Genomic DNA, 23,180 nt, shown 5'->3' with positions numbered 1-23,180 from the left:
GCGGCTTCCGCCTGCCTTGCTGGCGCTTTGGGCGCTTGCCGAGAGCGGGAGGGTCTTCCCAGCCAGGCAGCGCCTGCAGGGCTGGCCGGAGGCGCTGGCAGCTTCCCCCGTCGCTGGGGTGGCCCAATGGGCCTCACGCGTCGTCTTGCGCCACGAGGGCCTTTCTTCTGCAAGCCTGTCCTGAGGCGAGCAGGATGATCGACAGGCTCTCTGAGGCGGTTTCCTGCATGAACGCTGGCCTGGTCCGTCGAGGTGGAGGTCCCCGCCAGGGAGAGTGTGCTCACCTCCACGCCTCCCACCGCTCTGCGCTGCACCGGGGTCGGGTCAGCTCCCTGGATCTGCACAGCCGCCAGCGGAGAGACCTGGCGCGTGGACCGGTCAGCGTCCCGCTGGCAGGGAGGAGCCTGCACGGGTGGAGATCTGAGCGAGGGAACCCTGGCCAGCCCTTGAGGGGGTGGCGTGGTGAGGTGCTGGCGGCGCTGTTGGACGGGGGCCGTGAGCCAGGGCAGGGCTGCCTGGTCGGGAGCAGGGGCTGGTTGTTCGAGGCTGCCGGCCTGGTGGGAGGGCAGACCGAGGCGGGCGCCTCGGTGGGGAGAGCGGGCAGTCTGGGGCGTGAGCGCCTGGCTGGTCGGGCCAAGGTGAGCGGCGAAGGGAGTTGCCACAGGGAGCGCCGTCCGAGAGGGCAGAGGGCTGGTGCCTCGTGCGGCGGACTGCGCGGGTGGGATGATGTGCTTCGGGGGGGCGGTGATGAGCGGCACCATGCCGTTGACGTGAGAGCTGTCGCGCTCTGGCAGCCAGCGGGCCTTGACCTTGGGAACAAGGGGGCGAGAAGCCAGATCCGTTGTCAGGCCCTCATTCCTGTGACAGGACAAGGAGCAGTGGTCTTTTCCTCCTGCAGATGAAGCGTGCGGGTATCCGCGCCGAATAGGTCATGAACAGCGTGATACTGGTCCTGCCCTCACAACGGCCCTCCAAAGCAGCGCTGCCCTGACTGCCGCGATCTACAAGGCCCTCGTGAGCTTGAATCTGACCATCGATTCGCTGCATACGCCCCCAACTAATTGTAAGCTAAGCGTCTCTATCAGGAATAGAAAAATGCCGACCATACTCTCTCTCCTGCCCTCGAGGCATTCAAATCTCCCCTCAGGCCATCAACTTGAATATTTGTTCAAATACTTTTTTATGCGTCCTTTACGGCTCGTATGGTAATATGGTACCAGCTACAAGCTTTCATCGCAGATAAAGCCGGCTGCTGGTGAGCCGGGGGAAGATTGCTGTTCTGGGAGGTGCGTGGAGTAAAGAAAAGGAGAACCCTGAGCAGCGGCCAGCGCAGTTGGGGGAGAAGAAACGTCTATCGTATAGGAAAGCAACGAGTAGCGGCCTCTCTAAGGAAGGCCCACTTCTGTCGCTCCTATCATGTATTCTACCTACCTACATGGTATGCTCCTGCTCTGCCGCCACGACTGAGGTCCAGAGGCTCAGCACGCCGGACACATGAGGGAGGTCCATCTTGAACGACTCGCCGAGTAGGCCATCGGGACTCTGTTCGACAGCGACGACAACGCACTCGCTGGACCAGTTCCGCCAACTGCTCACTCACTATCTGCTCGTCATTGGACAGCAATACGAGCTGCTCTTGTTAGAATGCTCGGCCCTCAGAGCTGATGCCCGCCTTTGGTCGGACCAGCGCCAGCGCCTGCAGCGCTTGTTGACCCAGCATCACGAGCTGCTTCTCTCCTTTCGCTCTCTGCTTGAGCAGCCTCACCAGCTTCCTGAAGAGGTTATTTCTCTTCGCGATCTGCCTTTGCTCTTCTTGCAAAACGCAGAAAGCCAGACTCGTCATCTGCTCGATTTGCTGGCCTCTTTCCCGCACAGCGAGCAAGAGCGTGCCCCAGCCAGGCAACGTCTGCGGCAGCACCAGGCTCTGCTGCAGGGATGGGAGCAGCTGCTGCATTACTACGACGAGCTGATCTTTCACCTACGCCTGCTCTCCGACCAGATGCGCTTCCTGCTGCGTCGTCTCAGCTTTGAGCGGCAGGAGGATGTCGCTCTCCTGGAGCACCCTATGGAAGCGGCCCCTGCTCCTGAGAGCGAGCCAGCGGCTCAGGCCGGCACAGACGCCGAAAAGAACTAAGGGCGGGCAGGTCCTTGCATTGGGGGGGCCGGCGCGCGACAATAAGAGCTATGGAGTACCGTACACTTGGACGAACCGGCTTGAAGGTCTCGCGCCTCTGTCTGGGCACCATGCAATGGGGCTGGACGGTCGACGAGCCGACGGCTTTCGCCATCATGGATGCCTTCGTCGAGCGCGGGGGGAATTTCTTCGATACCGCCGATTTCTACGCGCGCTGGGTCCCTGGCAAGCGCGGCGGCGAGTCCGAGGAGATCATTGGGCGCTGGCTGCGGGCGCGCGCCAATCGCGACCGAGTGGTCATTGCGACCAAAGTCTATCAGCCGATGGGCGAGGGACCCAACGAGCGGGGCCTATCGCGCAAGCATATTCTGGAGGCCGTCGAAGCCTCACTACGTCGCCTGCAGACCGACTATCTCGATCTCTACCTGGCTCATGCCTTTGATGCGGAGACGCCGATCGAGGAGACCTTGCGTGCCTTCGACGATCTTCAGCGCAGCGGGAAGGTGCGCTATATCGGTGCCTCCAACTATCCGGCCTGGCGGCTGGTCGAGGCGCTCTGGTGTGCGCGCGCTGAGCACACAGCGCGCTATGAGGTCTTGGAACCCCATTACAACCTGGTCCACCGCGCTGAGTTTGAGCAGGAGCTACAGACGGTCTGTCTGCAGTATGGTCTGGGAGTCATTCCTTACAGTCCTCTGGCGGGCGGCTTCCTCGGCGGCTCCTATCGCCGCGGCCAGGGACGCCAGAGTGCCCGCGCGGGCGCCGTCCTGGGGCGCTACGACCAGGAACAGGCCTGGCGCACGTTGGAGACGGTGCAGGAGATCGCCAGGGAAACAGAGAGCACTCCTGCGGCAGTGGCCCTGGCCTGGCTCCTGGCTCAGCCGGCAGTGACCGCACCGATCATCGGGGCCAGCCAGCCGGCCCATCTGGAGGATGGCTTTGCGGCGCTGCAATTGCAGCTTTCCGCCGAGCAGCTGACCCGTCTAAGGACAGTTTCCCAGGGTCTCTAGTCTGGCTCTGTCCGCGTGTGGGCCGCTTCCCGGGCCAGGGCTTCACCCCGATCGGAACGGCCTTCGTTGGGCCCACAGGCGGACAGGCCCTCGCTCTGCTCCTTTCCTCTCTCCTCTCGACTGATACGGCTTCTCAGCAGTGACGGCGTGACCGCACTGTCCCCAGCTTCCTCTTGTTGTCTATGCTATCCCCTTGAAACTTCTTCGTTAGCCGCGTCCGATGCCGCTGCTGGCCGCGAAGGGAACACGTTGCTCGACGCCAGCGTCCTCGGTGCTCACCTCATGGTAGCGGTAGCTGTTGCCATCGGTGGGACTCAGGTAGCCGGCGTCTTGAACCACTTGGGGAGCATCGGCTACTCTGGCGATCAGCACCGGAGTAAAGGCCCAGTTGTCGGCGGGGCGTAGACCACCGATGACCCGTCCGAGGGCCCGATGCTCGGCCTCGATACAGGCAATCTGTCCAGCCACTTGGGCGAGATCGGGCCGGCCCATGGCGGCAAACTCTTTGATAGCTGCCAGGAAGGCGGAGTCGAAGACCCCTTCTAACTGCTGCTGGGTCTCGATGAAGGTCTTCAGGTCGTTGAAGGTCTGAGCGCCTTTGGGGAAGCTGAAAACCTCGGCCAGCGACTGACCTCCATTGGCCGTGAAAAACTGCTGGTGGATCTGCTCCTCGACCAGCGCCGCCTTGAGATAGGTCAGGTCCTCGGCGCTCAGCCCGAGGGCCTCCGCGTTGGCGATTCCATTGCTATAAAAGGTAACGGCCAACTGCTCGGCTGTGCGCGCGATCGAGAGGATCTGCGTGACGGCGTCGTCGAGCATAACGAGCCGCTCGGAAAGCGCTCCCTGAGCATGGGCCGCCAGCGGTCCGGCCCCACTTCCGAGCAGGGCCAGGCCACCACTGGCCAGCCCCAGGCCGGCGGTGGCCTGCAAGAGAAAGCGCCGGCGTCCCTGCCTTCCCCGCGCTGCGCGCAGCACGCCTCGATTGATGTAGGTCTGCATGGCGATGGACTGATCCTTTCTGCAAAACTTGAGCTAGAGATGGCTTGCTTTCCGGGACCTCCACGATCCACCGCCTCCCGTCCTCACAGTTCCACTCTAGCAGGTTTTCCAATAAAAGGATCGACATCCACAGATGCAAAGACCCGGCCTCTGCGCGGGGCGCGAGAAAACGCTGATCGCGACCCGGCCGTGTCCAGCGCGTCCAGTCTCTAAGGCGCTAGGGGCGCGGTGGCAGCTCGCGCTCGTTGCCGTAGAACAGAGCCAGCGTCAGGCCGAAGGCCAGGTGCCGTAGAACGTTCTGCCCAAAGGAAGGCCAGGTTGCCAGGCGCGGGAGCTGGCCGCGACGAATGAGCGGGTGCCAGCGATCGGCCAGCGGCGTGAGCCACCAGACGCAGGCCAGAAAGCCTTCGCCGAAGAGGAGGCCCTTGAGCCAGGTCGGGCCGGGCAGACGCGGCCTGATGAGGGCGGCGTAGATCTCACCGAGCACAACGCCGTTGAGCAGATGGATCCCCCAGGCCAGCAGCCGGCGCCCGCCCGAGGAGCGCTTTCCCCCATTGAGTAGGCCCTCGATGAAACGCACATCGCTGAAGCGGTTGCCGCTGAGGCGCTGGTCAAGGGCCATCACCAGGCTGTAGATGCCGGTAGCCAGCAGACCAGCCAGCGCAGCCCGCCCGGGTCGCCAGGTCGGAGGCCGGCGTTCCACAAGCTCTTGCATTGTTCGTTGCTCCTTCCCTCTCCTCAGCCGGCGCTGCCTATGCGCTCGCGCTGCTCCGCCAGGAGCAGGCGCGCCGTTCGTGCTCCGCTGCTAAGAGCCCCGTGGATGCTGCTTGAATGCAGGTACTCGCCCGTGAGGTAGAGGCCCGGCTCCCCGCTGCGTGCCTCTGGCAGACGAGCGAAAATGCCCGGCGGCTGAGCAAACTGGGCGAAAGGCAGGCGGTAGATAGCTAGCAGGCGCCAGCTCCGCAGACCGTCCTCGTGCTCTGGGAACCAGCCGGCCAGCTCCTGCAGGGCGCGCCGGGCAAGCTCCTCGTCGTCTTCCTGCTGGGTGGCCTCATCCAGAATGGTCAGCGAGAGCAGATGCTGGCCCGGCGGAGCGTACTGCGGTACGATATTGGTCAACTGAACAGCATGGTTTACCAGGGCATCAGGCTGGCAGTTGAGAAGCAGGGCCGGCTCGCTGTAGAGCGGACGCGGGCCGGCAAAGTAGAGGCAGGTGCAGCTGCGGCCTGCGCTCGGTAGAGGCAGCCCGGTGAGCTGGGCAGCGGTAGGGCTATCGGTGGCGACCACCACCGCCTCGGCGTGCAGCTCCTCGCCGCTTGCCAGACGGACTCCCGAGACGTGCCCCTCCTCGCGCAGCAGGGCCACAACGCGGGCCCCCAGACGCAGGCTGTTCGCCGGCAAGGAGGCGGCCAGTTGCGCGGCGATGGCTCCCATGCCCTGCTCCGGCAGCACGATATCGCCGCTTGCCAGCATTCGCCAGACAAAGCGGAACATGCGCGCGCTGGTCTGTAGATCGCGATCGAGAAAGATCCCCCCGAAGAAGGGGCGGGCGAAGTTGGCGATGAAACCGGCCCCGCTGAAGCCCCAGTGGCGCAGATACAGCTCGCTTGTCTCGTCAAACGCGGCTGTCGGCCAGGTAGCAGGGCCTTCCGCCGAGACCGTCTGCAGAATCGTGCGGGTCAGGCGCAGCACACGCCATTTGTCGGCCAGGGGGATAAGAGGGTTGCTGGCGGAGAGTGCCAGCCAGCCAGGCTGGCGCCGTGGGTCGGCCAGGGGATAGCGCTGGCCTCCTTTGACCAGAATGGCCCCTGGCAGGAAACGCCTCAGCCCGAGTGGGGCGAGATTTAGCTCGCGCTGGACAGCGGGGTAGGCGGTAAACAGTACCTGGAAGCCGCGGTCGAGCAAGAAGCCCTCGGGATGGCGATCGGTGCTGACCCGGCCCCCGGGGCGGTCAGCGGCTTCCAGGACGAGAACGCCCAGCCCGGCGCGGCTCAGGTGCCGTGCGCAGACCAGGCCAGCCAGGCCGGCTCCGACAATGATTATCATGATGAACCTTCTTCCTCCTCTCTCTACTTCAGACAGCCGAGCGAGCCAGGAGCAGGAGCAAGCACTCTTGCCCTTCCTACATTCAGCACGTGGGTGGGCCGAGGCAAGCCTCAGCTCTCGCCAGGTGTCGTTATCCTCTCCTCTTCGGCCTGGCCCAGCTCCTGGCGCAGGCGCAGCAGCGCCAGATCTTTGGCTTTACATTCCAGCATCACATCATAGTCGGTCCAGGGCACTGCAGCCAAAAAGGCGCGGAAGCCGCTGGCGCTGACGTAATCGCTGTGGGCGCCAGGGCGCTTGCTGGGATCCTGCTCGGCGTAGTGCAGCTTGGGCCGGCGTCCTCCCCAGGTGCTCAGGATGCGCTCCCAGGGCAGGCCCTCAAGAGGGACCTCCGCTGCTCCATTGAGGCCATGATGCAAATTGTCGACCACCAGTGGCAGACCGCTGGCCTCGCAGATCGGCAGCAGCTCCAGCACTGACCAACAGCGCTCGTCGTTTTCCAGGCGCAGCCGGCGACGCACCCCATCCGGCAGCTCCTCGATGTGGGCCAGCATGCGCCGGGCGGTGGCCTGGCGGTCGCCGTAGACTCCGCCGCCGTGCAGGATAATATCCCCTTCGATACCAAGCCGCTCCATCACCTCGGCATGATAACAAAGGTCGCGATAGCTACTCTCCCAGACGGGGCCTGTGGCAGAGATCAGCGTGTACTGGCCCGGGTGCATGGAAAGGCGCATCTTCCCCTGACGGGCCAGCCGTGCCACCTCGGCCACCTGGGCCGCCTCAAAGCGGATCTGCTCCAGGGGCACTTCCGGATGGGAGCCGAGCGGCACCAGATCGGAGGAGATGCGAAAGACCGTGATGCCCTGGGCCAGATTCCAGCGCAGGATAGCCACAAGCAGCGCCAGGTTCTCATCGACCAGGGTCTGCAAGTAGGCGAGGCCACGCTCGCGTAAGGTGGCCAGGCGCAGGCTGCGCATCTTCCCTCCCAGCGAGAGGTTTACACAGGCATAGCCAAGCCTCATCTCAGCCAACTTCCTCCTCAACCGGCGTCACCGCTCCTTCTCTGGGGTACTGGCGGCCTCCATCGTCTTTCAGGATTATGCACGGCATGCCAGGTCCTCCCGCACGAGTCGGGACGTGATGGCGGCCGAGAGCAGAACGCCTGGAATCCCTGCCCCGGGATGGGTACCGGCGCCCACGAAGTAGAGGCCCTCAAGATGGGGGGCCCGGTTATGGGGACGGAAGTAGGCCGATTGGAAAAGAGTTGGTTCCAGCGAGAAGGCTGCGCCCAGATAGCTGCGCAACTGGTCGGCAAAGTCGTGCGGCGTAAAGCGATGCTCGCTGACAATGCTGGCTTGCAGACCCTGCAGGCCCGCCTGTTCCTCAAGATAGCGCAAGATGCGCTCGCGGAAGGCCGGCGACTCACGCTGCCAGTCGACGCCGTGTCCCAGGTGCGGCACCGGCGCCAGGACATAGAGGCTCTCACCCCCGGGCGGGGCCATTGTCGCGTCGGTGCGCGTTGGCGTGTGCAAGTAGAGCGCCAGGTCATCTGGCAGCCCTTGACCATCGAAGAGCTGTTTGATCATCCTCCGATAGTCGTGGGGCATGAAGATTGTATGATGGCGCAACTGCGGGTACTGTCGACTCAGCCCGAGATAGAGCAAGAAGCAGCTCATCGAGTAGCGCGCCTGCTCCAGGCGCCGCCCTAACTCTCGGGGGCGGACTTCCGGGGGAAGCAGCCGCAGATAGGTAGTGGCGACATCGCTGTTAGCGACCACGGCCTCGGCCTGCAGCAAGGCCCCGTCGGTCAGTAGCACTCCCCATACTCGTCCTGTGCGTACCAGGATGCGCTCGACCGCCTGGTTACAGCGTAGCTCTCCTCCCAGCGAGGTGAAGAGGCGCGCCATGGCTTCAACGAGCGTATACATCCCGCCTGGGACAAAGTGGACGCCGCCCAGGCGCTCCAGATAGGGGACGATACTGTAAATGGCGCTGGCGCGGAAAGGGTTGCCGCCGATGAAGAGCGGATGGAAGGAGAAAACCATCCGCAGTTGGGGATGGCGGAAGTAGCGGGAGACAAAGCGATAGACGCTGCGCTGGGCCCCCAGACGCACCAGCTCTGGGGCCACGCGCAGAAAATCGCTCAGGTGCAGGAAAGGTTCGCCGGCCAACTCAGCAAAGGCTCGCTGGTAGATGCGGGCCGTGTCAGCAAGAAAGGCGCGGTAGCCGGCGACGTCGCGCGGCTCGAAGCGCGCGATCTCGGCCTCGTCCTCGGCAGGGCTGCCCCAATAGTCGAAGTAGTTCCCGTCGGCAAAGCAAATGCGGTAAAACGGGCGCAGCGGCACCAGTGTCAAATCGTCTTCCAGCTGGCGCCCAGCGGCTCGCCAGAGGTCCTGCAGAAGCCAGGGAGCGGTTAGCAGGCTTGGTCCCATGTCGAACGTGAAGCCGTCGGCCTTGAGCTGGTAGGCTCGCCCGCCGGGCTGGGGGCGAGCCTCGATCAGGATCACCTGGGCCCCGGCAGCCTGCAGGCGGATGGCTGCTGCCAGGCCTCCGAAGCCGGCTCCAATGACAATCACTCGGGGCCGTGCGCCATGCTCCCCTGCTGGCAGGGTATTGGAAGCAGGCGTCAGACCGGAGCGGCTGCTCATGAGTGAAGCACCTCCTTGTCGGAGACCAGAGCCAGGCCCTGGCCCTGGTCAAGCCCTGAAAGAACCCGAACGCAACTCTCGACAGCCGCCATGAATTGGGCGGTATCGGCGTACAGGCGGCGGAAGAGGGGAGCCCCCAGACGCAGCGTCAGCGTTGGCGGGCGCGTCTCGCTCCAGACAATGCCCGCTGGCACGACCGGAATGCTGGTCCCGCTCTCGCGCTCAGCCAGCTCCACGAGTCGGGCAAAGCCGGGGCGGAAGGGCAACAGGGCCTGATCGAGCGAGCGAGGAGAGGGATGGGGATCAACCACGGGATAGCCCTCGGGGAAGATGACCAGCAGGCTGCCGCGGCGCAAGAGAGCCACGGCCTGGCGCATGGCGCGCAGCAGATAGGGGGCCACCTCGCCCATGCGGTAGGCACTGCCAGCGCTGCCAGCGGCCCTTGCCCCCACGGAACTATCGGCGCGCAGGCGCTCGGGGCGCAGCATCACCGGCCAGCCGGCCAGAGCACAAAGCAGCTCCATGAGGCGCCGCTGCCAGCGCGTGCGTGCCCAGTCGAGAGCGACCAGGATATGCACAGGACGCGGAACGGCCCGCAAGAAGAGGCAGCCATCGTAAAGATGATGGTAATGACGGGCGGCCACAATGACCGGGCCACGTGCCGCCAGATGGTCCCGTCCCTCGACGACGATGCGCAAACGACGGCGCCAGAGCAACAGGGCTGCGCCGCTGCGCATCACAAAGCGCGTGATGCTCTGCAAGAGGGCCAGCAGGAAACCGCTTTGGCTCTGGTCCTGCCTCATAGCGCCTCCACTGCCCTGCTGCGCCAGCCGCGCCTCTCGTTCGCCCTGACTGGGACGCGGGGAGCCGGAAGCCCCCTGCTCGCGTCCGCTGCCGCCACTGCGGCGCAGGACCAGAGCCGCCGGCAGGATTCCCAGCAGGAGGCCGAGCAGCGGGGGCAGCCAGAGACCAACGCTCAGATCGAGCACAATAGCGAAGACGGTATTGGCCGCATAAACACCAAAGGGCAGCCAGGCCGCGCTCGCTAAGGAGCCTCCAGCAAGATCGCTGCGCCAGAGCAAGCGGCTCACCCCCATGTACAGCAAGCCAGTGACCGACCAGCCAATCAGATTCTGTACTGGCATCCCGAAGTATGCTCCCCGTACTCCCCATTGCCAGAAGTGCAGAGGGAGCCGTTCGCTGGCCATAGCCGGGTCGAGCGTCAGATCCCAAACAGTCAACAAGTAGGCGCCCAGCAGCACGGTCCACAGACCGCCCCGTCTCGGGCCGGCCCCGTCGCCGCCCCCTCGATTCAGGAGCAGGTGGGCCAGTAAGAAGGAAGAGAAGCCCATGTAGAACCACGAGAGCGGGATCGAATAGGGAACGTGGTCAAGGATCTTGAAACCCAGGAAGCTGTTGTAGGAGTAGGGACCAAACGGGAAGCCGGTCGAGGTTCCCACCAACTCCATGCTCAGCGAGATCAGGGTCGAGGCCGCGAAGAAGATCAACGTGCGACGCGCTCCCACGATGCGCAGGCCGAAGAGCAGGACCGTGGCCGCCCCGAAGAGGATATGCAGCGAGCCGGCATAGTTGATGCCGAAGCTGAAGACTGAGACCAGCAGCGGGCTAAAGCTCCACAGTTCGGGATGAGGAAGGGCAATCAGCAGCCCGGCGAGACCGAAGATGAGCGCCGCCAGATGGCAGATAAAAAGCACCTTTACGGCTTTCATAGCGTACCTCCAGGAGCGTTTCCACGGGTAATCAGGCGTCCGCGCCAGCGATGACGGCGCCGCAGGGCCTGTCGGCCAAGCTGCAGCGTCACCGCCAGGTCGCAGAGCGGAGAGAGCCAGTACGTCCACGGCGGGCGACAATAAGCGCGGCGCATGCCGACCAGGGCGCCAAGACGCAGCATAACCAGCCCGGCATTCAGTCCCAGCGCTGGCCACAGCAGCCAGATCGGCACTTGCCGCCGCTGCCTTCGCCCGGCGGCAAACAGAGAAGAGAGTATAGTCAGCAGCGGAAGCGGCAAGGCTTGTACCAGCAGCACCTCCAGCCAGCCAAGAGCGGTATGCCAGGCCGGACTGAAATAATCGTGTAGAGGCAAGGAGCGCGTCCAGTTCTGCCAGGCCTCGCGCGCCGTGCGATACATCTCGACAGAGGCCAACGCCCCACTTTCGACAAAGGCCACCCGCTGACCGGCTCGCACCAACAGGCGCGCCAAAGTGATATCTTCGCACAGCGAATGGCGCAAAGGAGCAAAGCCGCCACAGGCGGCCAGCACCTCGCGCTTAATCAGAAAGCATTGCCCATTCGCCTGGACGCGCAGCTCATCGGCGGGACCCTCATAAAGCGAACCAGGCATGCCATAGCGGTAGACCAGGGTGGTCAACAGGGCCGGATGCAGCAGTCCCAGAAGGGGCGCCGCCGGCAGCTCCTGCTGGGTGGCCAGACTGAGGGCCGCCACCCGCTCGCCCTGGGCCCGAGCCAGTAGAGCCGTCACCAGGCCAGGACGCGGTCGCACGTCGGCATCAATCGTCAGAACCCAGGGGAAGTCAGGCGGCAGCGCGCGCCAGCCGGCTTCCAGGCCCCAGACCTTGCCGTTCCAATCGGAGGCGATGGGAGAGGCGTCGAGCAGGCGCAGACGGCGATCACGCTCGGCATAAGAACAGACCAGCTCGCGCGTACCATCTGTAGAGCCGCCATCGATGACGAGGATTAGCCCAACCTCCGGTCCCTGGGCAAGCAGACCATCCAAACAGGGCGCCAGCCGCTCGCGCTCGTTGAGCACAGGCAGCAAGATCGCGACTCGGTTCTCCTCCCCAGGCCCGGGCCTGTCCGGCCTTGCAGGCTGCAGCTCCCGACCACCGGCAGTACGCAGCCAGCGGCCCAGGACGCGCCAGGCCAGCGCCAGTTGGCCGCCCGCGAGCACGCTCAGCCAGCAAGCCCCCAGCAGCCTATGGCCCATTCTCAAGCCCCACCTCCAGCTCAGCAGGGTCAAGCCGCTCGCCACGTCGCCAGAGGCGATCAAGGGTCAGGGCCAGCATCGCCTCCCGCAGCTTCTCCGATAGCGTCGTATGGGCCCGCGCGCGCAAGACGTCGTAGCCGCGCTGCTCGATGGCCTGCAGGATACGCCGATAGAGGCGACCAGCCAGCAGGATGGGCAGGCGGCGATCAGGCGGTAGCAGCCAGACGCCGGGGAGACTCTGGGCATAGCAGAGATGTGCTCGTGCCACCTCGTAGCGCATCAGGTTTTGGAAGGCTGCGTCTGGTCCCTGACCGGAGTCGAGCAAGTGCAGCAGGTGCGAACGGGAGAGGCCGAAGCGGGCCAGATCTTCCAGAGGAAGATAGAGGCGCCCCTTACGCAGATCGCCCCCGACGTCGCGCAGGATGTTTGTCAACTGCATAGCGATACCGAGGCCCTCCGCCGCCGCCAGAGCTGTCTCCGAAGTTGCGCCCAGCACGTGAGCCAAGGCCAGCCCAACGGTACCGGCCACGCGGTAGCAATAAGCCCGCAGGCGCGTGAAGCTGGCAAATTCGCGCGGCCACAGATCCCAGTGCAGCCCCTCCAGAAAATCCAGGAAGAGCGCGGCTGGCACCCCGTAGCCGGCGATCACCTCTGCCAGGCGGCCCCCTAGTGGCTCCCGCGGCGCCGTTCCCTGGCAGTCGGCCAGAAACCAGGCCCGCCAGGCGCGCAGCTCTCCGGCGATGGCCTCTGGCGAAGTGCCCGGCTCGCGCTCATCGACCAGATCGTCAAGCGTGCGGAAAAAGGCATAGAGAGTGACAAACGAGGGGCGTAGCTCTCCAGGCAAGAAGCGCGCAGCGAAATGGAAGGTTCTCCCATGACGTGCAAGCAGGGCCTCCTCCTCGCTCTGGCTACCCGCCGCGACGGATCGCGGAGAGAGCGGAGCAGCGGCTGCTCGCTCCTCTGGGGCTCCTGCCGAGGAAGACGAAGCCCCCTCCCGTTGAAAACTCGGTTTAACCACGCGCATAGCGGCTATCTGCTCCTCTCCAGCGGGCCCGGCCCTTCTCCTGTCCGGCCAAACCAGGCCAGAACTGGTCGCGGTCCGCGCCTGGCTCAGCCAGCGGGCGGCGGAGCAGCTGAGAGGCTTCTTCCCAGGCCAGCCGGAGAGGGTCCAGGCTGGCAGAGGGAGAGCGCGACGTGCTCCCATCTCTGTCTGCCTGATTGCGGTGTGGGAAAAAAGCGACCAGCCTGGGAAGCGCGGCGTTAGGCCGGGCAAGAATCATGGGCACAGCGAGCGTCATACGCTCCAGGTCCCTTCCATATGACGCTTCGCCCGGCCCATTCTAGTAACAGCTCTTTGGCCCAATGGGCCGCAGTGCGCCCTTAACTGTGGCAGCGCGATGGAAGCCATCCCGGCGCATCCCAGAGAGCACGCGGTCAAGCCCGGCATGGGGCGATCCGCCGAACCGGGTCGGGCCTGATGGCATCAGGCGGCGGGAGAGCTGGAGGCAGCCGGTACCGGCGCCAAAAGCTGCAGCGTCCGCTGACCGCTGGCCGCCACGTGGACGACCAGCAGGCGCCCGTCGCGCAACCAGAACGGGAACAGCTGTCGTGCTCCAGCCTCTGGCGAGGGCAGCAGGACCGGCGAACCAGAGAAGAGATGCACGCGGAGGCGACCGTCATCGCTGTAGAGCAGCGCATGCCCGTCGGGCGACCAGCTCCAGCCGTCTAGCTCTCCCTGGAGGGGAATGTTGAGCAGCGGGCGTCCTTCGGGAACCGTTAGCGTTGCGAGCAAGGTGTGACCCGCCCTATCGCGTCGCGCGTAAGTGAGATGCTGGCTATCGGGCGACCAGCCAAAGCTAGTGATGGTAAAGTCGCCGCTGGGCACGAGGGCCGTCACCTGGCCACTGTCGTGATCCATCAGATAGATGGCGCGGCCTGGACCGCTCAGGCCCTCGCTGCTGGCCAGCATGGCCAAATAGCGCCCATTGGGCGACCAGGCCAGGTGCTGCACGGTCAGGCGCAAGTTCATGGTAGCCAGCAGCTGCGTCGGGTGGCCTCCGCGCGTCGTCTGCCAGAGCTGAGTCTGCCCAGCCGTCCCCGTCACATAAGTAATCTGATTGGTGGTGCCGGGGGTCCAGGTAGCAGCCAGGGCAACCTCACCCAGCGGGTACATGTATTGTCCGTAGGGGACGAGCGCCAGCAGCGGCTGAGCAGCTCCGGGCGGCGTGACCACGGTCACCAGGGCCGAACCATCGGGCGACCAGGCGGCATCGTGGGCCTCGCGCATCGCCAGTAGCTGGCTGCCAACAGGATCGCTCAGGCTGGCGGTGTACATCAGGCCGGGATCGCGCCCATCCTGGATCACCAGGTGTTGCCCCGTGGGATCAACGGCGACCAGGCGTCCGCCCTGGGCCAGAGCGGGCGGAGCAGGCAGGGTCTCCGCCACCTGGTAACGCACCCCATTGCCCGGTGGGGCGGGCGGCAGACGCGGCAGGAAGAGCAGCAGCACGAGCATAAGACAAAGCAGCAGCGTTAAGGTGGCCGCCAAGGCCAGGGCCAGGCGAGAACGGCGTCCGCGCGGGCGGAGACGCACAGGAGGACGTGGCGGCAGCTCGCTGAGGATGCGCGCACGCAGCTCGGGGGAGAAGTGAATCCGGGCCGCCTGCTCTTCCAGAGCGTGCCGAATGATCGCCTCCAGGAGCATATCGTCCGCCGGGGCCCGGTGGTTGGCCTGCTCTTGCTCCTCGGCCCCCCGCCGCCCGTGGCGCTCTGCCGAGGGACCCGTCGGCAGCTCCTCGCTCGGCTGCGGCTCGTTACGCGCATCACTCATGCTGTTCCTCCCTCCCTGAAGCGATCTGAGACGGGGGCTCATCGGCGCCGGCAGCGCCTTCTCGCGCCATTGACCCATCCTGGGGCTTGATCTGCAGGAGACGACGCATCTTCTTGAGGGCCAGTTGCAGACGCTTGCGCAGGGTATTCTCGGCCACCCCGAGCATGGCGGCGATCTCCGGCATGGTCAGACGATGGTAGTAGAAGAGGACCAGCACCGCGCGCTGTTTGACAGGCAGGCGCTGTAAGGCGTCCACCACGTCCAGCCAGTCCTCGACCCGCCCCTCGCGGGGTGTCGCCCGCTGCAGCACCAGTTCCTGCTCGTCGCCCGTCAGCCGCTCGCGCAGCAGGGTTGCCTGCCGCGCCAGTTGCCGCTTGAGGCTGATCGCCTGGTTCACCAGGATCTTGAGCAGCCAGGAGCGCAAGAGCGCCGGGTCGCGCAAGGTCGCCATGTTTTTCCAGGCGAGAAAGAAAGCCTCCTGGACCAGATCTTTTGCTCCTTCCTCATCCTTGACTAACAAATAGGCCGTACGCAAGAGCAGCCCCCCATAGGTATCAACGATGCGCGCGAAGGCCTCTTCATCGCCAGCCAGACAGCGCGCAACCAGCTCCTTTTCCCAGGAGGAGCCTTGAGCCTCTTCCGCTAGCCCCGCTTGCGCGAACGCTTCTGCTTCTTCCTCCGACCCCGTGTCTTCAGAAGGCGGCCCCAACCGGTTGTCTCTCTCCACTCCAGATGGTTCCTGTGACACAATGCGTACCTCTCGTTCTCACATGGCGGCCCCCCGGCCCCATGCTTGTCTTCCTCGTCGGTGGCTTCTCTGATCCAGGTGTTCCATTCTCAGGACGTGCAGAAGATGGCGAATGGGTAATCAGGCGGCGATGTTAGATGCTGGTACCATTTTGGTAGAGACCTGACGTCTCCTGGATTGAAGCTTGAAATTCCGGGTACCTCTCTGTTCACGGCCTTCCTGGATCAGGGACGATCGCGGTTTTGTCCTGTTGTCTCGTCATCCTGTCTCCTCACTGGGATGTGACGAGCACAGGAGTGGTGGCTCTCGCGACTGGTGCGCGCCCAACCTTCTGGGCCGGGGGCGTGCCAGTCGCAGCCAGCCAGCCTATCTTCAACAAGGAGGATACTTGATGCGTCGTAATGCTCTATTGGCATACGTGAAAACAGCTCCTATTCTCTTGTGCGTCCTGGCTCTGATGGTATGGCTGCAGCCTGCGGGTCGGGCTGCCGCCCAGGGCAATGCTCTGGTGCGCGTCGTCCACGCCTCGCCGGCTGCCGGCAATGTCGACGTCTTTGTCGACGGTGGCAAGCTCTTGAGCAACTTCACTTTTGGCACTGTGACCGATTATGTCTCTGTGGCGGCGGGGCCGCACCGCGTCCAGGTGGCGCCAGCGGGCAAGGGCATCGATGCGGCGGTGATTAACGAGACCGTCTCGGTCGATGCCGATATGGCTTACACGGTGGCAGCCATCGGCGATAGCGCCTCGAATCTGGGCCTGCAGGCCTTTGTTGACAACAACCAGCTCGGCAGTGGCATGGCCAAGGTGCGCGTCTACCATCTCTCTCCTAACGCCGGCCCGGTTGATATCGCTGCCGGTGGCAAGACGGTCATTAGCGGGCTGACCTACAAGAATGCCAGCGACTACCTGAGTGTGCCGCCTGGTTCCTATACCTTTAATGTGACGGCCACGCAGGCCAACGCCACGGTGCCGGTTTCGGCCACCCTGCAGAGTGGCATGGTCTATAGCGTCTTCGCGGTGGGCCTCTACAAAGGAACACCAGAGCTAAAGTTTGTGGTGGCGGCGGTCAGCGGCGTACCGGGCATGCCCAATACAGGCAGTGATCCCAACGCTCTGCCGCAGCCGGCGGCCGGCTCCCCTGTGCTGCCCTGGCTGGCCGGCCTGATCGCCCTGCTGGCCCTGCTTGGTCTGGGGATTGGGACACGGGGACTTATTGCCCGGCGGCGTCGCTAAGCGACCGGAGTGCTTCTCTCGGAGGGGAGGGGCCTCGCCGCTCAGGCCAGGCAGGCTGAAAAAGGATCGGGCGCTGCTCTCTCCCCTCCTCTGTCGGCGGCTGCGGTCTGGCGAGAAAGGTTCTCGTCGGACCGCAAGCCGCCTCTCTCCACGAAGAAGGAGCTGTGTGTGTGCAAGGAAAGACCCAGCACGTACTCTCCTCCCCTCAACCTCCGGTGCCAGATCCCGGCGGAAGCCGCCGGTTGCTGATCCTTCTGCTGGCAGCGTTGATGGGGGGTCTCTTGCTGACCAGCGGTTGCGCATCGGCCAGGCCCCCTGTTACAGCGGCCAGCGTCAGACCGGTGGTCGACGGCGGCCTCGAGGGGCGGGGACGGACCCCGACCCCGCTCGCGGCCACCGCGACGGTCTCCGATCCTGCCCCACCGGCGCGCCTCCTTATTCCCGCCATCGGTCTGGCTGCTCCCATCGAGCGCGTGGCGCTGGCTCCCGATGGCACGCTGGCGACGCCACAGCGCCACCCCTGGGACGACGTCGGCTGGTACAGCCTCGGGCCAGTGCCCGGAGCGCTGGGCAGCGCCGTGATGGCCGGTCACCTCGATCGACCTGGCGGCTACCCGGCGGTCTTCTGGAACCTCCATCTGCTGCGCCCTGGGGCGGCGCTGATCGTTGTCGATGAACGCGGGCAGCGCTGGAGTTTTCGTGTCACAGCGGTCGTCGCCTACGCGCCTGAGCGTGCGCCCCTGCTGCGCATCTTCGCCGACCGCTCGGGACACTATCTGAACCTTATTACCTGTGCTGGCACCTGGATTCCCAGCGAGCACCAGACGACGGAGCGCCTGGTTGTCTACAGCACTCTTCAGAGTGGCCCCGCGGCAGGCCACTAGCTCCCTTGCGCCTGAGCGCCGCTGGCCGGCGCCACGGAGGGCGCCCCACCGGAGACTCCTTCCTCGGCGGCGGCGCGGGCTGCAGCCAGGCCGCTTCGCCCGGGCAGGGTTAGCGCGAGCAGGGCCACCGCCAGTGCCAGCCAGAAGGTCACAATATAGGCATCATTGATGCTCTGCATGAACTGTTGGGGCACCAGGGAGCCGAGGAGCTGACCCTCGGCGGCCTTCTGGGCCGCGGCCGCCGGCAGCCCACGCATCTGCAGGAGCTGCACCAGTTGCAGAAAGCGCTGGCCGAGAGCCGTCGCGGCATTGTGCAGGTCATTGCGGGCGGCATCCTGGTAGGCAGTTAACTGATGGGTCACAATCGTGCCGAGCATAGCGATGCCGAAGGACTGAAAGACATTGCGCGTGGCATTGAGCAGTGAGCTGGCGCGTGGGAGCTGGGCGGGCTTCAGGCCAGTCAGAGCCACGGTCAGCGTTGTTTGCAGGGTCAGGCCCAGGGCAACGCCCCGGATGGCGGCCAGCGCCATGATTTCGGTATAGGAGGCCTCCAGGGTCAGGTGGGCAAAGCCCCAGGTATTGACGGCCAGCAGCAGGCTGCCCACAAAGATCAGCCAGCGCGGGCCAATGCGGTTGTAGAGGGCGCCGGCCAGCGGGGTGATAATCCCCGAGCTGATAGCCAGCGGCAGCACGATCAGGCCGGCCTGCAGAGGGGTGCGTCCGCGCAGACTCTGCAGGTAGATCGGCAGCAGGAACTCGGCCCCGAAGAGCGCGATGGTGCTGACCCAACCGATGACGCTGGCAAAAGTGAAGGTACGCCGTCTGAACAGGCGCAGGTCGAGGAGCGGGTCGCGTCGGCGCAGCTCGACGAGCACGAAGATGGCGAATGTCAACAGGCCGATGGTGAGTAGGGTCAGAATGCGGGCCGAGGTCCAGCCTTCGCTAGAGCCGCGCTGGATCGCGTAGAGCAGGGTACCGAAGCTGATCACGGAGAGCAACACCCCGGGAATATCGAGGCGGGCGGCGGTGCCACGCCGGCTCTCTCGCAACCAGAAGAGGCCAAGCAGCAGGCCGGCCAGGCCAACCGGGATGTTGATGAAGAAGATGTAGCGCCAGTCAAGGTACTCCACAAAGTAGCCGCCGAGGACGGGACCGCTGGCCGGGGCGACCACCAGCGGGATGCCGTAGAGGCCAAAGGCCAGGCCGCGCTGCTTCTCGGGGAAGGCCCCAAAGAGCAGGGAGATGCCCAGAGGACCAAGCATGCCACCCCCCAACCCCTGCAGAGCGCGAAAGACGACCAGCCAGGGCAACGAGGGGGCAAAGGCGCAGAGGACTGAGCCGAGCACAAAGAGAAAGAGCGAAAGCAGGTACATACGCTTGATACCGAAGCGCTCAGCCAGGTAACCGGCCAGGGGCGTGATGATGCCCAGGGCCAGGACATAGGCCGTGAGGACGCCGTCCACCTGGTCGACCGGAGCCTTGAAGACATGCTGCAGGGTGGGCAGGGCGACGTTGACGGCGGTGGCGTCCAGGATCACCATGAAAGTGCCAAAGACGACCGAGAAGAGAACTTTCCAGCGATAGTTGGGGTCAGCCGGAGCCGCCTCGGCGACTTCCCCCGGCTGGCCCTGCGGCCTCGTGTCGGACTCCATTGCGGAGACCTCCTTCTACCTTATCAATTGATAAATGATGGTCACAAAAAAAGAGAGATCAACGCGCCAGCCCATAGAGGAGGACGCGCACCAGCAAAGCTGCCTGCTCGCTGGCCAGAGACTCGCGTCGGCTTTCGGCCACCGAGGGGAGGGTCTCGCGTCCCCAGACGACGAAGCGCGACATCAGGCTCATAAAGAGGTAGGCGGCCATTCTGGCGTCGACGCCCCCCTCATCGGGCGAGCGCAGCAGTCCCGACTGCAGACCCTCGGCAAAGCTGGCGGCGATGGGCGCGATCAGGCTCTCCTCGAAGAGGGTATGGAGCTGGGCGCGCACCGCAGGCGACAGCTCATAGCGGATGTCGTGCAGCATGAGGGCCAGGTCGTGCTGAGTGGTGGTAAGCAGATAGCTGGCGACGTGGCGTAGGCGCTCGGGCACGGGCTCGCTGCGGCGCACGATGCGCTCCAGGGCAGCCTTGACGCGCGCCAGCTCCTCGCGGGCCATCGCCAGATAGAGAGCCTCCTTGTCGGCAAAGTGGTGGTAGAGAGCTGGCTGCGTCAGGCCGCAGGCTTCCGCGATCTGCCGCGTGGTGACAGCCCGATAGCCATATTCCATAAAGAGCTGTCGGGCTACCTGCAAGATGAGACGCCGCGTCTCTTCGCTCTCGCTTTCTCTGGCTTTAGCAATGTGCCCGTGACCTCCACGGGCGCCGCGCCGCGCCGGTCCGTTCATACTGGCGAGCTACTCCGCCTTTCCTTTTGCTCTTGCCTTGTTTGCTTATCAACTGATAAGGATTATAGCCTGCAAGAGGAGGAAAGTCAAGGGCTGGCAAGAGGAGTGTCGGGCCAGGCGGCGTCGGGTGTCGCTGCTGGCTCTCCTGCGCTATCATCGGCGGCTGTTCCTGCGGCGGTTCCAGGATGAGGCGATGGTGATCTGAAGCTGTCCCGCCGATCCGTGCCATGCATTGGCCACGGTGCTCTCCAGGCCAGCGCACTATGGCGCAATGAGCGATATGGGTTGCAGCGTAGCTGTCCAGCTACGGGGATGAAGGTGGCAAGGGAGGATGGCCGGGAGAATATTCAGCCGTCAGCGGCAGAACACGTGACGCCAATGGAATGCCGGGACTGGCTTCCAGGGTGGCTGCCCGCTTCTCGCTCTCCTCGACAGGGGCCTGCTGGCCAGCACGGCGATCCTCCCTGGGAAGCGTTTCCGACCGCGTCGGCTGTCTGGATCGACTGGCTGACTGTCTCTTTCTTTGCTGGGGGAGTCTTGATGACCCACGCGGCCCTCTCGGTCGGTCTCGGCGTGTCCAGCCCTGGCAAACGCCAGGGGTGTGGCGCGGGCGCGAGAGGAGGCTGCCGACGGCGATTCGCCTCCGATAGTATCCGTGTCCCATGTCGCCGTGTATCGGCTGCCGGGCGAGCACCGGCTGGGAAGAGAGACCGCGACCAGCTACAAAAGTTGCTGGCGCTGGACGCTCCCGCTCACCTGCGCCTGGGAAATCGTCAGTCTCCTGCTCCTGCTTTGCTTCAGGAGAGCTTGCTCTGGTAGAGGAAAGAAAGGAAGCCGGGTGACGGACTGGCTGGTTAAGCAGCTCTGGATTTGCTCAGACAGCAAGGCGGCGCGCAGTGGCCAGGCTGGGGAACGGCGTGCGCTCCGTTCACCGAACCGGGATGGGGCCGTCACTGCTGAGAAACCAGAGCGGCAAAGCTTTCCCTGGCCACCCGCATCCGCCTCGTCAGAGGCATACGCAGAGATTGTGCAAATGGATTACCGCCTTTGCGCAAAGCATCCCAACGCCCCGGCGGGTCGGTTTCACCGTCCTCGTCGCTGCCACCTCTTGCTCAACCTCCTGCAAAGCATAGACAAAAAGATGGCCTGGCTCAGCGGTGGGCCTGCTCACGCCCGTTCCCTTCCTGTGCTCTTGCTCTGCAGGCGCACAGGCGCCCCCTGTTCTCATCTGACCTGGCGAGCGAGGGCGCTATTGGCCGACCTTTCTTGAAGTGGCTGGCTGGTCACAAGTGTCGCTCGCTGGGGCTATACTAACCTGTATTGGAAATGGAGGTTGCAAAGATGCGTTCGACTAAAGCAGTCGAGACCCGTGCGGCGCTCTCGCTGGTTATTACCTTGCTGCTATGGGCCTCGGCCTTCACTGGTATTCGGGCCGGTCTGCAGAGCTACTCGCCGGGGGCTTTGATCCTGCTGCGTTTTCTGGTCGCTTCGCTGGCCCTGGCGCTCTATGCCCCGTTGGCGCGCCTGCGTCTTCCGGCCTGGCGCGATCTGCCCGGCCTGCTCCTGCTCGGGCTGATCGGTATCACCGGCTATCATGCCGGCCTGACCTTTGGTGAACTGACCGTCAACGCCGGAACCGCCAGCTTTCTGGTGGCCTCGGTTCCCTGTTTCACCGCCTTACTGGCCCTACTGGTTCTCCACGAGCGTCTGACGCTCTGGGGCTGGCTGGGGATCGCTATCAGTGTGGTGGGCGTCACTGTCATCTCTCTCGGTGGCAAGGAGGGTTTGCGCTTCACTCCCGGAGCCTTGCTCGTACTGGGAGCCTCGCTTTGCGAAAGCATCTATTTCATTGTCCAGAAGCGCTACATGCGGCGCTACAGCAGCAGCGAGATGACGGCTTATACCATGTGGGCGGGCACGCTCTTTATGCTGCCCTTTGCGCCAGCACTCTGGCATGACTGGTCACAGGCCCAGCCGATGGCGACGCTGGCGATAGTCTATTTGGGTCTCTTCCCGGCGGCCATCGCTTATGGTACGTGGGCTTTTGCCCTGGCACGCCTGCCGGCCTCTCTGGCTACCAGCTTCCTCAATCTTTCTCCGCTCCTGGCTTTGCTGATCTCCTGGCTCTGGCTGCGCGAGGTACCAACGCTGCTCGAGCTGCTTGGGGGACTGGTGATCATCGTGGGGGTCCTGCTGGTCAATATGCGCGGCAAGGTTGAGGCTGCCGACAGAGCCGCCCTATCTTCTACAGCCTCGATGCCAGAGGTTGAGCCAGAGCCAACGGCGGCAGAGGGCTGCCGGACCGGCGACTGCACCTAAGCTTCCTCTGTCGCAGTTGGCTGACGCCTGGGTGAGCTGTCGGGCGGCCTGGTGGGCGTGGAGGGCGACGCCAGACTCCGTCGCGCTGTTTCAGTATCCGCATTTCAGTATCCGCAACCTTTCAGTATCCGCAAACGGATCGAGGCCGCTGCAACGTCTCCACGAACTGCGAGCAAGTCGAATGCTTTACGCTTTCAGTATCCGCAAACGGATCGAGGCCGCTGCAACGATAAGTGATGCCTCTCCTACCAATAATGCCGGACCCTTTCAGTATCCGCAAACGGATCGAGGCCGCTGCAACCAAGCTCTTCACGATTTCCCACCTGCGCTTTCTGGATCTTTCAGTATCCGCAAACGGATCGAGGCCGCTGCAACCAAAGCGGTAAACGATGATGGCACAGCGCTCTTGGCTTTCAGTATCCGCAAACGGATCGAGGCCGCTGCAACTGTGAACAATCTTGTCGACAATTTATTTGACGGGGGCACTTTCAGTATCCGCAAACGGATCGAGGCCGCTGCAACCCCTCAGCGCCGTTGTGGCGGCCCAGATCACCGACCCTTTCAGTATCCGCAAACGGATCGAGGCCGCTGCAACCTTGTACAGCAGCCTCCCCCGTTTCAGGGCAAGCAGCTTTCAGTATCCGCAAACGGATCGAGGCCGCTGCAACTTGGGCTTGTCGATACTTGTGTTAGAAACAGTGCCTTGCGTCCCTGAAAGCGTGACTGTCCAAGGAGTTCCTTGAGGCAAGCCTGTTTCCGTGAATGTAAGAACAACTGTTGTCCCAGGTATGAAGTTACCTGTTTCTGTAATTGGACCGTTCATTGTAACTGTTGCGGTCTGCTGGGATCCTGAATAACTTCCTGGCCCAGTCCCTGTCCATCCATTGAAGAGGTAGCCCTGCGCAGCGTTAGGTGTTGCGCTGATAGTAAACGACTGGGAAGCGTTTATCCATCCGCTTCCTACTGATACAGAGTTCACAGTAG

General features: G+C 64.1%; 18 protein-coding genes, 1 pseudogene and 1 CRISPR repeat array. Of the genes and pseudogenes, 6 read left to right on the top strand and 13 right to left on the bottom strand.

Annotated elements, in window-relative coordinates; all coding sequences use genetic code 11:
• The 3 genes from ACFMO7_RS07205 to ACFMO7_RS07195 all read left to right on the top strand — a co-directional run.
• Nucleotides 1-184 (top strand): hypothetical protein (locus tag ACFMO7_RS07205; protein ID WP_376794827.1); only part of this gene is annotated, 184 nt, incomplete at its 5' end.
• Nucleotides 185-1,510: 1,326 nt separating this feature from the next.
• Entirely contained in the window at nucleotides 1,511-2,134 is a 624-nt protein-coding gene (locus ACFMO7_RS07200; RefSeq protein WP_376794845.1) for a hypothetical protein, read from the top strand.
• A 50-nt stretch (nucleotides 2,135-2,184) separates the two neighbouring features.
• On the top strand, nucleotides 2,185-3,144 hold the full coding sequence (locus tag ACFMO7_RS07195) for an aldo/keto reductase (protein WP_376794844.1): 960 nt from the start codon (nucleotides 2,185-2,187) through the stop codon (nucleotides 3,142-3,144).
• 207 nt (nucleotides 3,145-3,351) lie between these two features.
• On the opposite strand, the gene ACFMO7_RS07190 is transcribed toward ACFMO7_RS07195, so the two are convergent.
• The 10 genes from ACFMO7_RS07190 to ACFMO7_RS07145 form a co-directional block, all read right to left on the bottom strand.
• Entirely contained in the window at nucleotides 3,352-4,143 is a 792-nt protein-coding gene (locus ACFMO7_RS07190; RefSeq protein ID WP_376794843.1) for a ferritin-like domain-containing protein, read from the bottom strand.
• A gap of 217 nt (nucleotides 4,144-4,360) precedes the next feature.
• On the bottom strand, nucleotides 4,361-4,858 hold the full coding sequence (locus ACFMO7_RS07185; RefSeq protein WP_376794842.1) for a hypothetical protein: 498 nt from the start codon (nucleotides 4,856-4,858) through the stop codon (nucleotides 4,361-4,363).
• Between the two features lie 23 nt (nucleotides 4,859-4,881).
• Complete coding sequence (locus tag ACFMO7_RS07180) at nucleotides 4,882-6,189, bottom strand: NAD(P)/FAD-dependent oxidoreductase (RefSeq protein ID WP_376794841.1); 1,308 nt, start codon at nucleotides 6,187-6,189, stop codon at nucleotides 4,882-4,884.
• 110 nt (nucleotides 6,190-6,299) lie between these two features.
• The gene (uvsE, locus tag ACFMO7_RS07175; protein WP_376794840.1) at nucleotides 6,300-7,208 is read right to left on the bottom strand and encodes a UV DNA damage repair endonuclease UvsE; all 909 of its coding nucleotides are present in this window, start codon (nucleotides 7,206-7,208) and stop codon (nucleotides 6,300-6,302) included.
• 75 nt (nucleotides 7,209-7,283) lie between these two features.
• Nucleotides 7,284-8,834 (bottom strand): phytoene desaturase family protein, encoded by a 1,551-nt coding sequence (gene crtI / locus ACFMO7_RS07170; protein ID WP_376794839.1) that lies wholly within the window; start codon nucleotides 8,832-8,834, stop codon nucleotides 7,284-7,286.
• Nucleotides 8,831-10,564, bottom strand: a complete 1,734-nt coding sequence (locus ACFMO7_RS07165; protein WP_376794838.1) for a carotenoid biosynthesis protein — start codon at nucleotides 10,562-10,564, stop codon at nucleotides 8,831-8,833. Before ACFMO7_RS07165 ends, crtI begins: the two co-directional genes overlap by 4 nt.
• Nucleotides 10,561-11,799: a glycosyltransferase gene (locus tag ACFMO7_RS07160; protein ID WP_376794837.1), complete on the bottom strand. Its 1,239-nt coding sequence runs from the start codon at nucleotides 11,797-11,799 to the stop codon at nucleotides 10,561-10,563. The genes ACFMO7_RS07165 and ACFMO7_RS07160 overlap by 4 nt, the downstream gene beginning before the upstream one ends.
• Entirely contained in the window at nucleotides 11,789-12,823 is a 1,035-nt protein-coding gene (locus tag ACFMO7_RS07155; RefSeq protein ID WP_376794836.1) for a phytoene/squalene synthase family protein, read from the bottom strand. The genes ACFMO7_RS07160 and ACFMO7_RS07155 overlap by 11 nt, the downstream gene beginning before the upstream one ends.
• Before the next feature lie 459 nt (nucleotides 12,824-13,282).
• Nucleotides 13,283-14,629 (bottom strand): hypothetical protein, encoded by a 1,347-nt coding sequence (locus ACFMO7_RS07150; protein ID WP_376794835.1) that lies wholly within the window; start codon nucleotides 14,627-14,629, stop codon nucleotides 13,283-13,285.
• Nucleotides 14,622-15,356, bottom strand: a complete 735-nt coding sequence (locus ACFMO7_RS07145; RefSeq protein WP_376794834.1) for an RNA polymerase sigma factor — start codon at nucleotides 15,354-15,356, stop codon at nucleotides 14,622-14,624. The genes ACFMO7_RS07150 and ACFMO7_RS07145 overlap by 8 nt, the downstream gene beginning before the upstream one ends.
• A 412-nt stretch (nucleotides 15,357-15,768) precedes the next feature.
• On the opposite strand from ACFMO7_RS07145, the gene ACFMO7_RS07140 reads away from it, so the two are divergent.
• The gene (locus ACFMO7_RS07140; protein ID WP_376794833.1) at nucleotides 15,769-16,611 is read left to right on the top strand and encodes a DUF4397 domain-containing protein; all 843 of its coding nucleotides are present in this window, start codon (nucleotides 15,769-15,771) and stop codon (nucleotides 16,609-16,611) included.
• A 170-nt stretch (nucleotides 16,612-16,781) separates the two neighbouring features.
• Nucleotides 16,782-17,495 carry a class F sortase gene (locus ACFMO7_RS07135; RefSeq protein WP_376794832.1) on the top strand — a complete coding sequence of 238 codons (714 nt, stop codon included), beginning with the start codon at nucleotides 16,782-16,784 and terminating at the stop codon, nucleotides 17,493-17,495.
• Here ACFMO7_RS07135 and ACFMO7_RS07130 read toward each other — a convergent pair.
• Nucleotides 17,492-19,147: a DHA2 family efflux MFS transporter permease subunit gene (locus ACFMO7_RS07130; protein ID WP_376794831.1), complete on the bottom strand. Its 1,656-nt coding sequence runs from the start codon at nucleotides 19,145-19,147 to the stop codon at nucleotides 17,492-17,494. The genes ACFMO7_RS07135 and ACFMO7_RS07130 overlap by 4 nt on opposite strands.
• Nucleotides 19,148-19,205: 58 nt before the next feature.
• Nucleotides 19,206-19,877: a TetR/AcrR family transcriptional regulator gene (locus tag ACFMO7_RS07125; protein ID WP_376794830.1), complete on the bottom strand. Its 672-nt coding sequence runs from the start codon at nucleotides 19,875-19,877 to the stop codon at nucleotides 19,206-19,208.
• Nucleotides 19,878-21,218: 1,341 nt separating this feature from the next.
• Here ACFMO7_RS07125 and ACFMO7_RS07120 point away from each other — a divergent pair.
• Nucleotides 21,219-22,196: a DMT family transporter gene (locus ACFMO7_RS07120; protein WP_376794829.1), complete on the top strand. Its 978-nt coding sequence runs from the start codon at nucleotides 21,219-21,221 to the stop codon at nucleotides 22,194-22,196.
• A 118-nt stretch (nucleotides 22,197-22,314) separates the two neighbouring features.
• A CRISPR array of direct repeats spans nucleotides 22,315-22,864; the repeat unit is 37 nt; unit sequence CTTTCAGTATCCGCAAACGGATCGAGGCCGCTGCAAC.
• Between the two features lie 134 nt (nucleotides 22,865-22,998).
• Here ACFMO7_RS07120 and ACFMO7_RS07115 read toward each other — a convergent pair.
• Nucleotides 22,999-23,175 (bottom strand): annotated as a pseudogene (locus ACFMO7_RS07115) (hypothetical protein); the annotation flags it as partial.
• Between the last annotated feature and the right edge of the window lie 5 nt (nucleotides 23,176-23,180).

This window comes from Thermogemmatispora sp. (assembly GCF_042408735.1).
Lineage (GTDB): Bacteria > Chloroflexota > Ktedonobacteria > Ktedonobacterales > Ktedonobacteraceae > Thermogemmatispora.
This window is presented reverse-complemented; position numbering and strand designations above follow the sequence as displayed.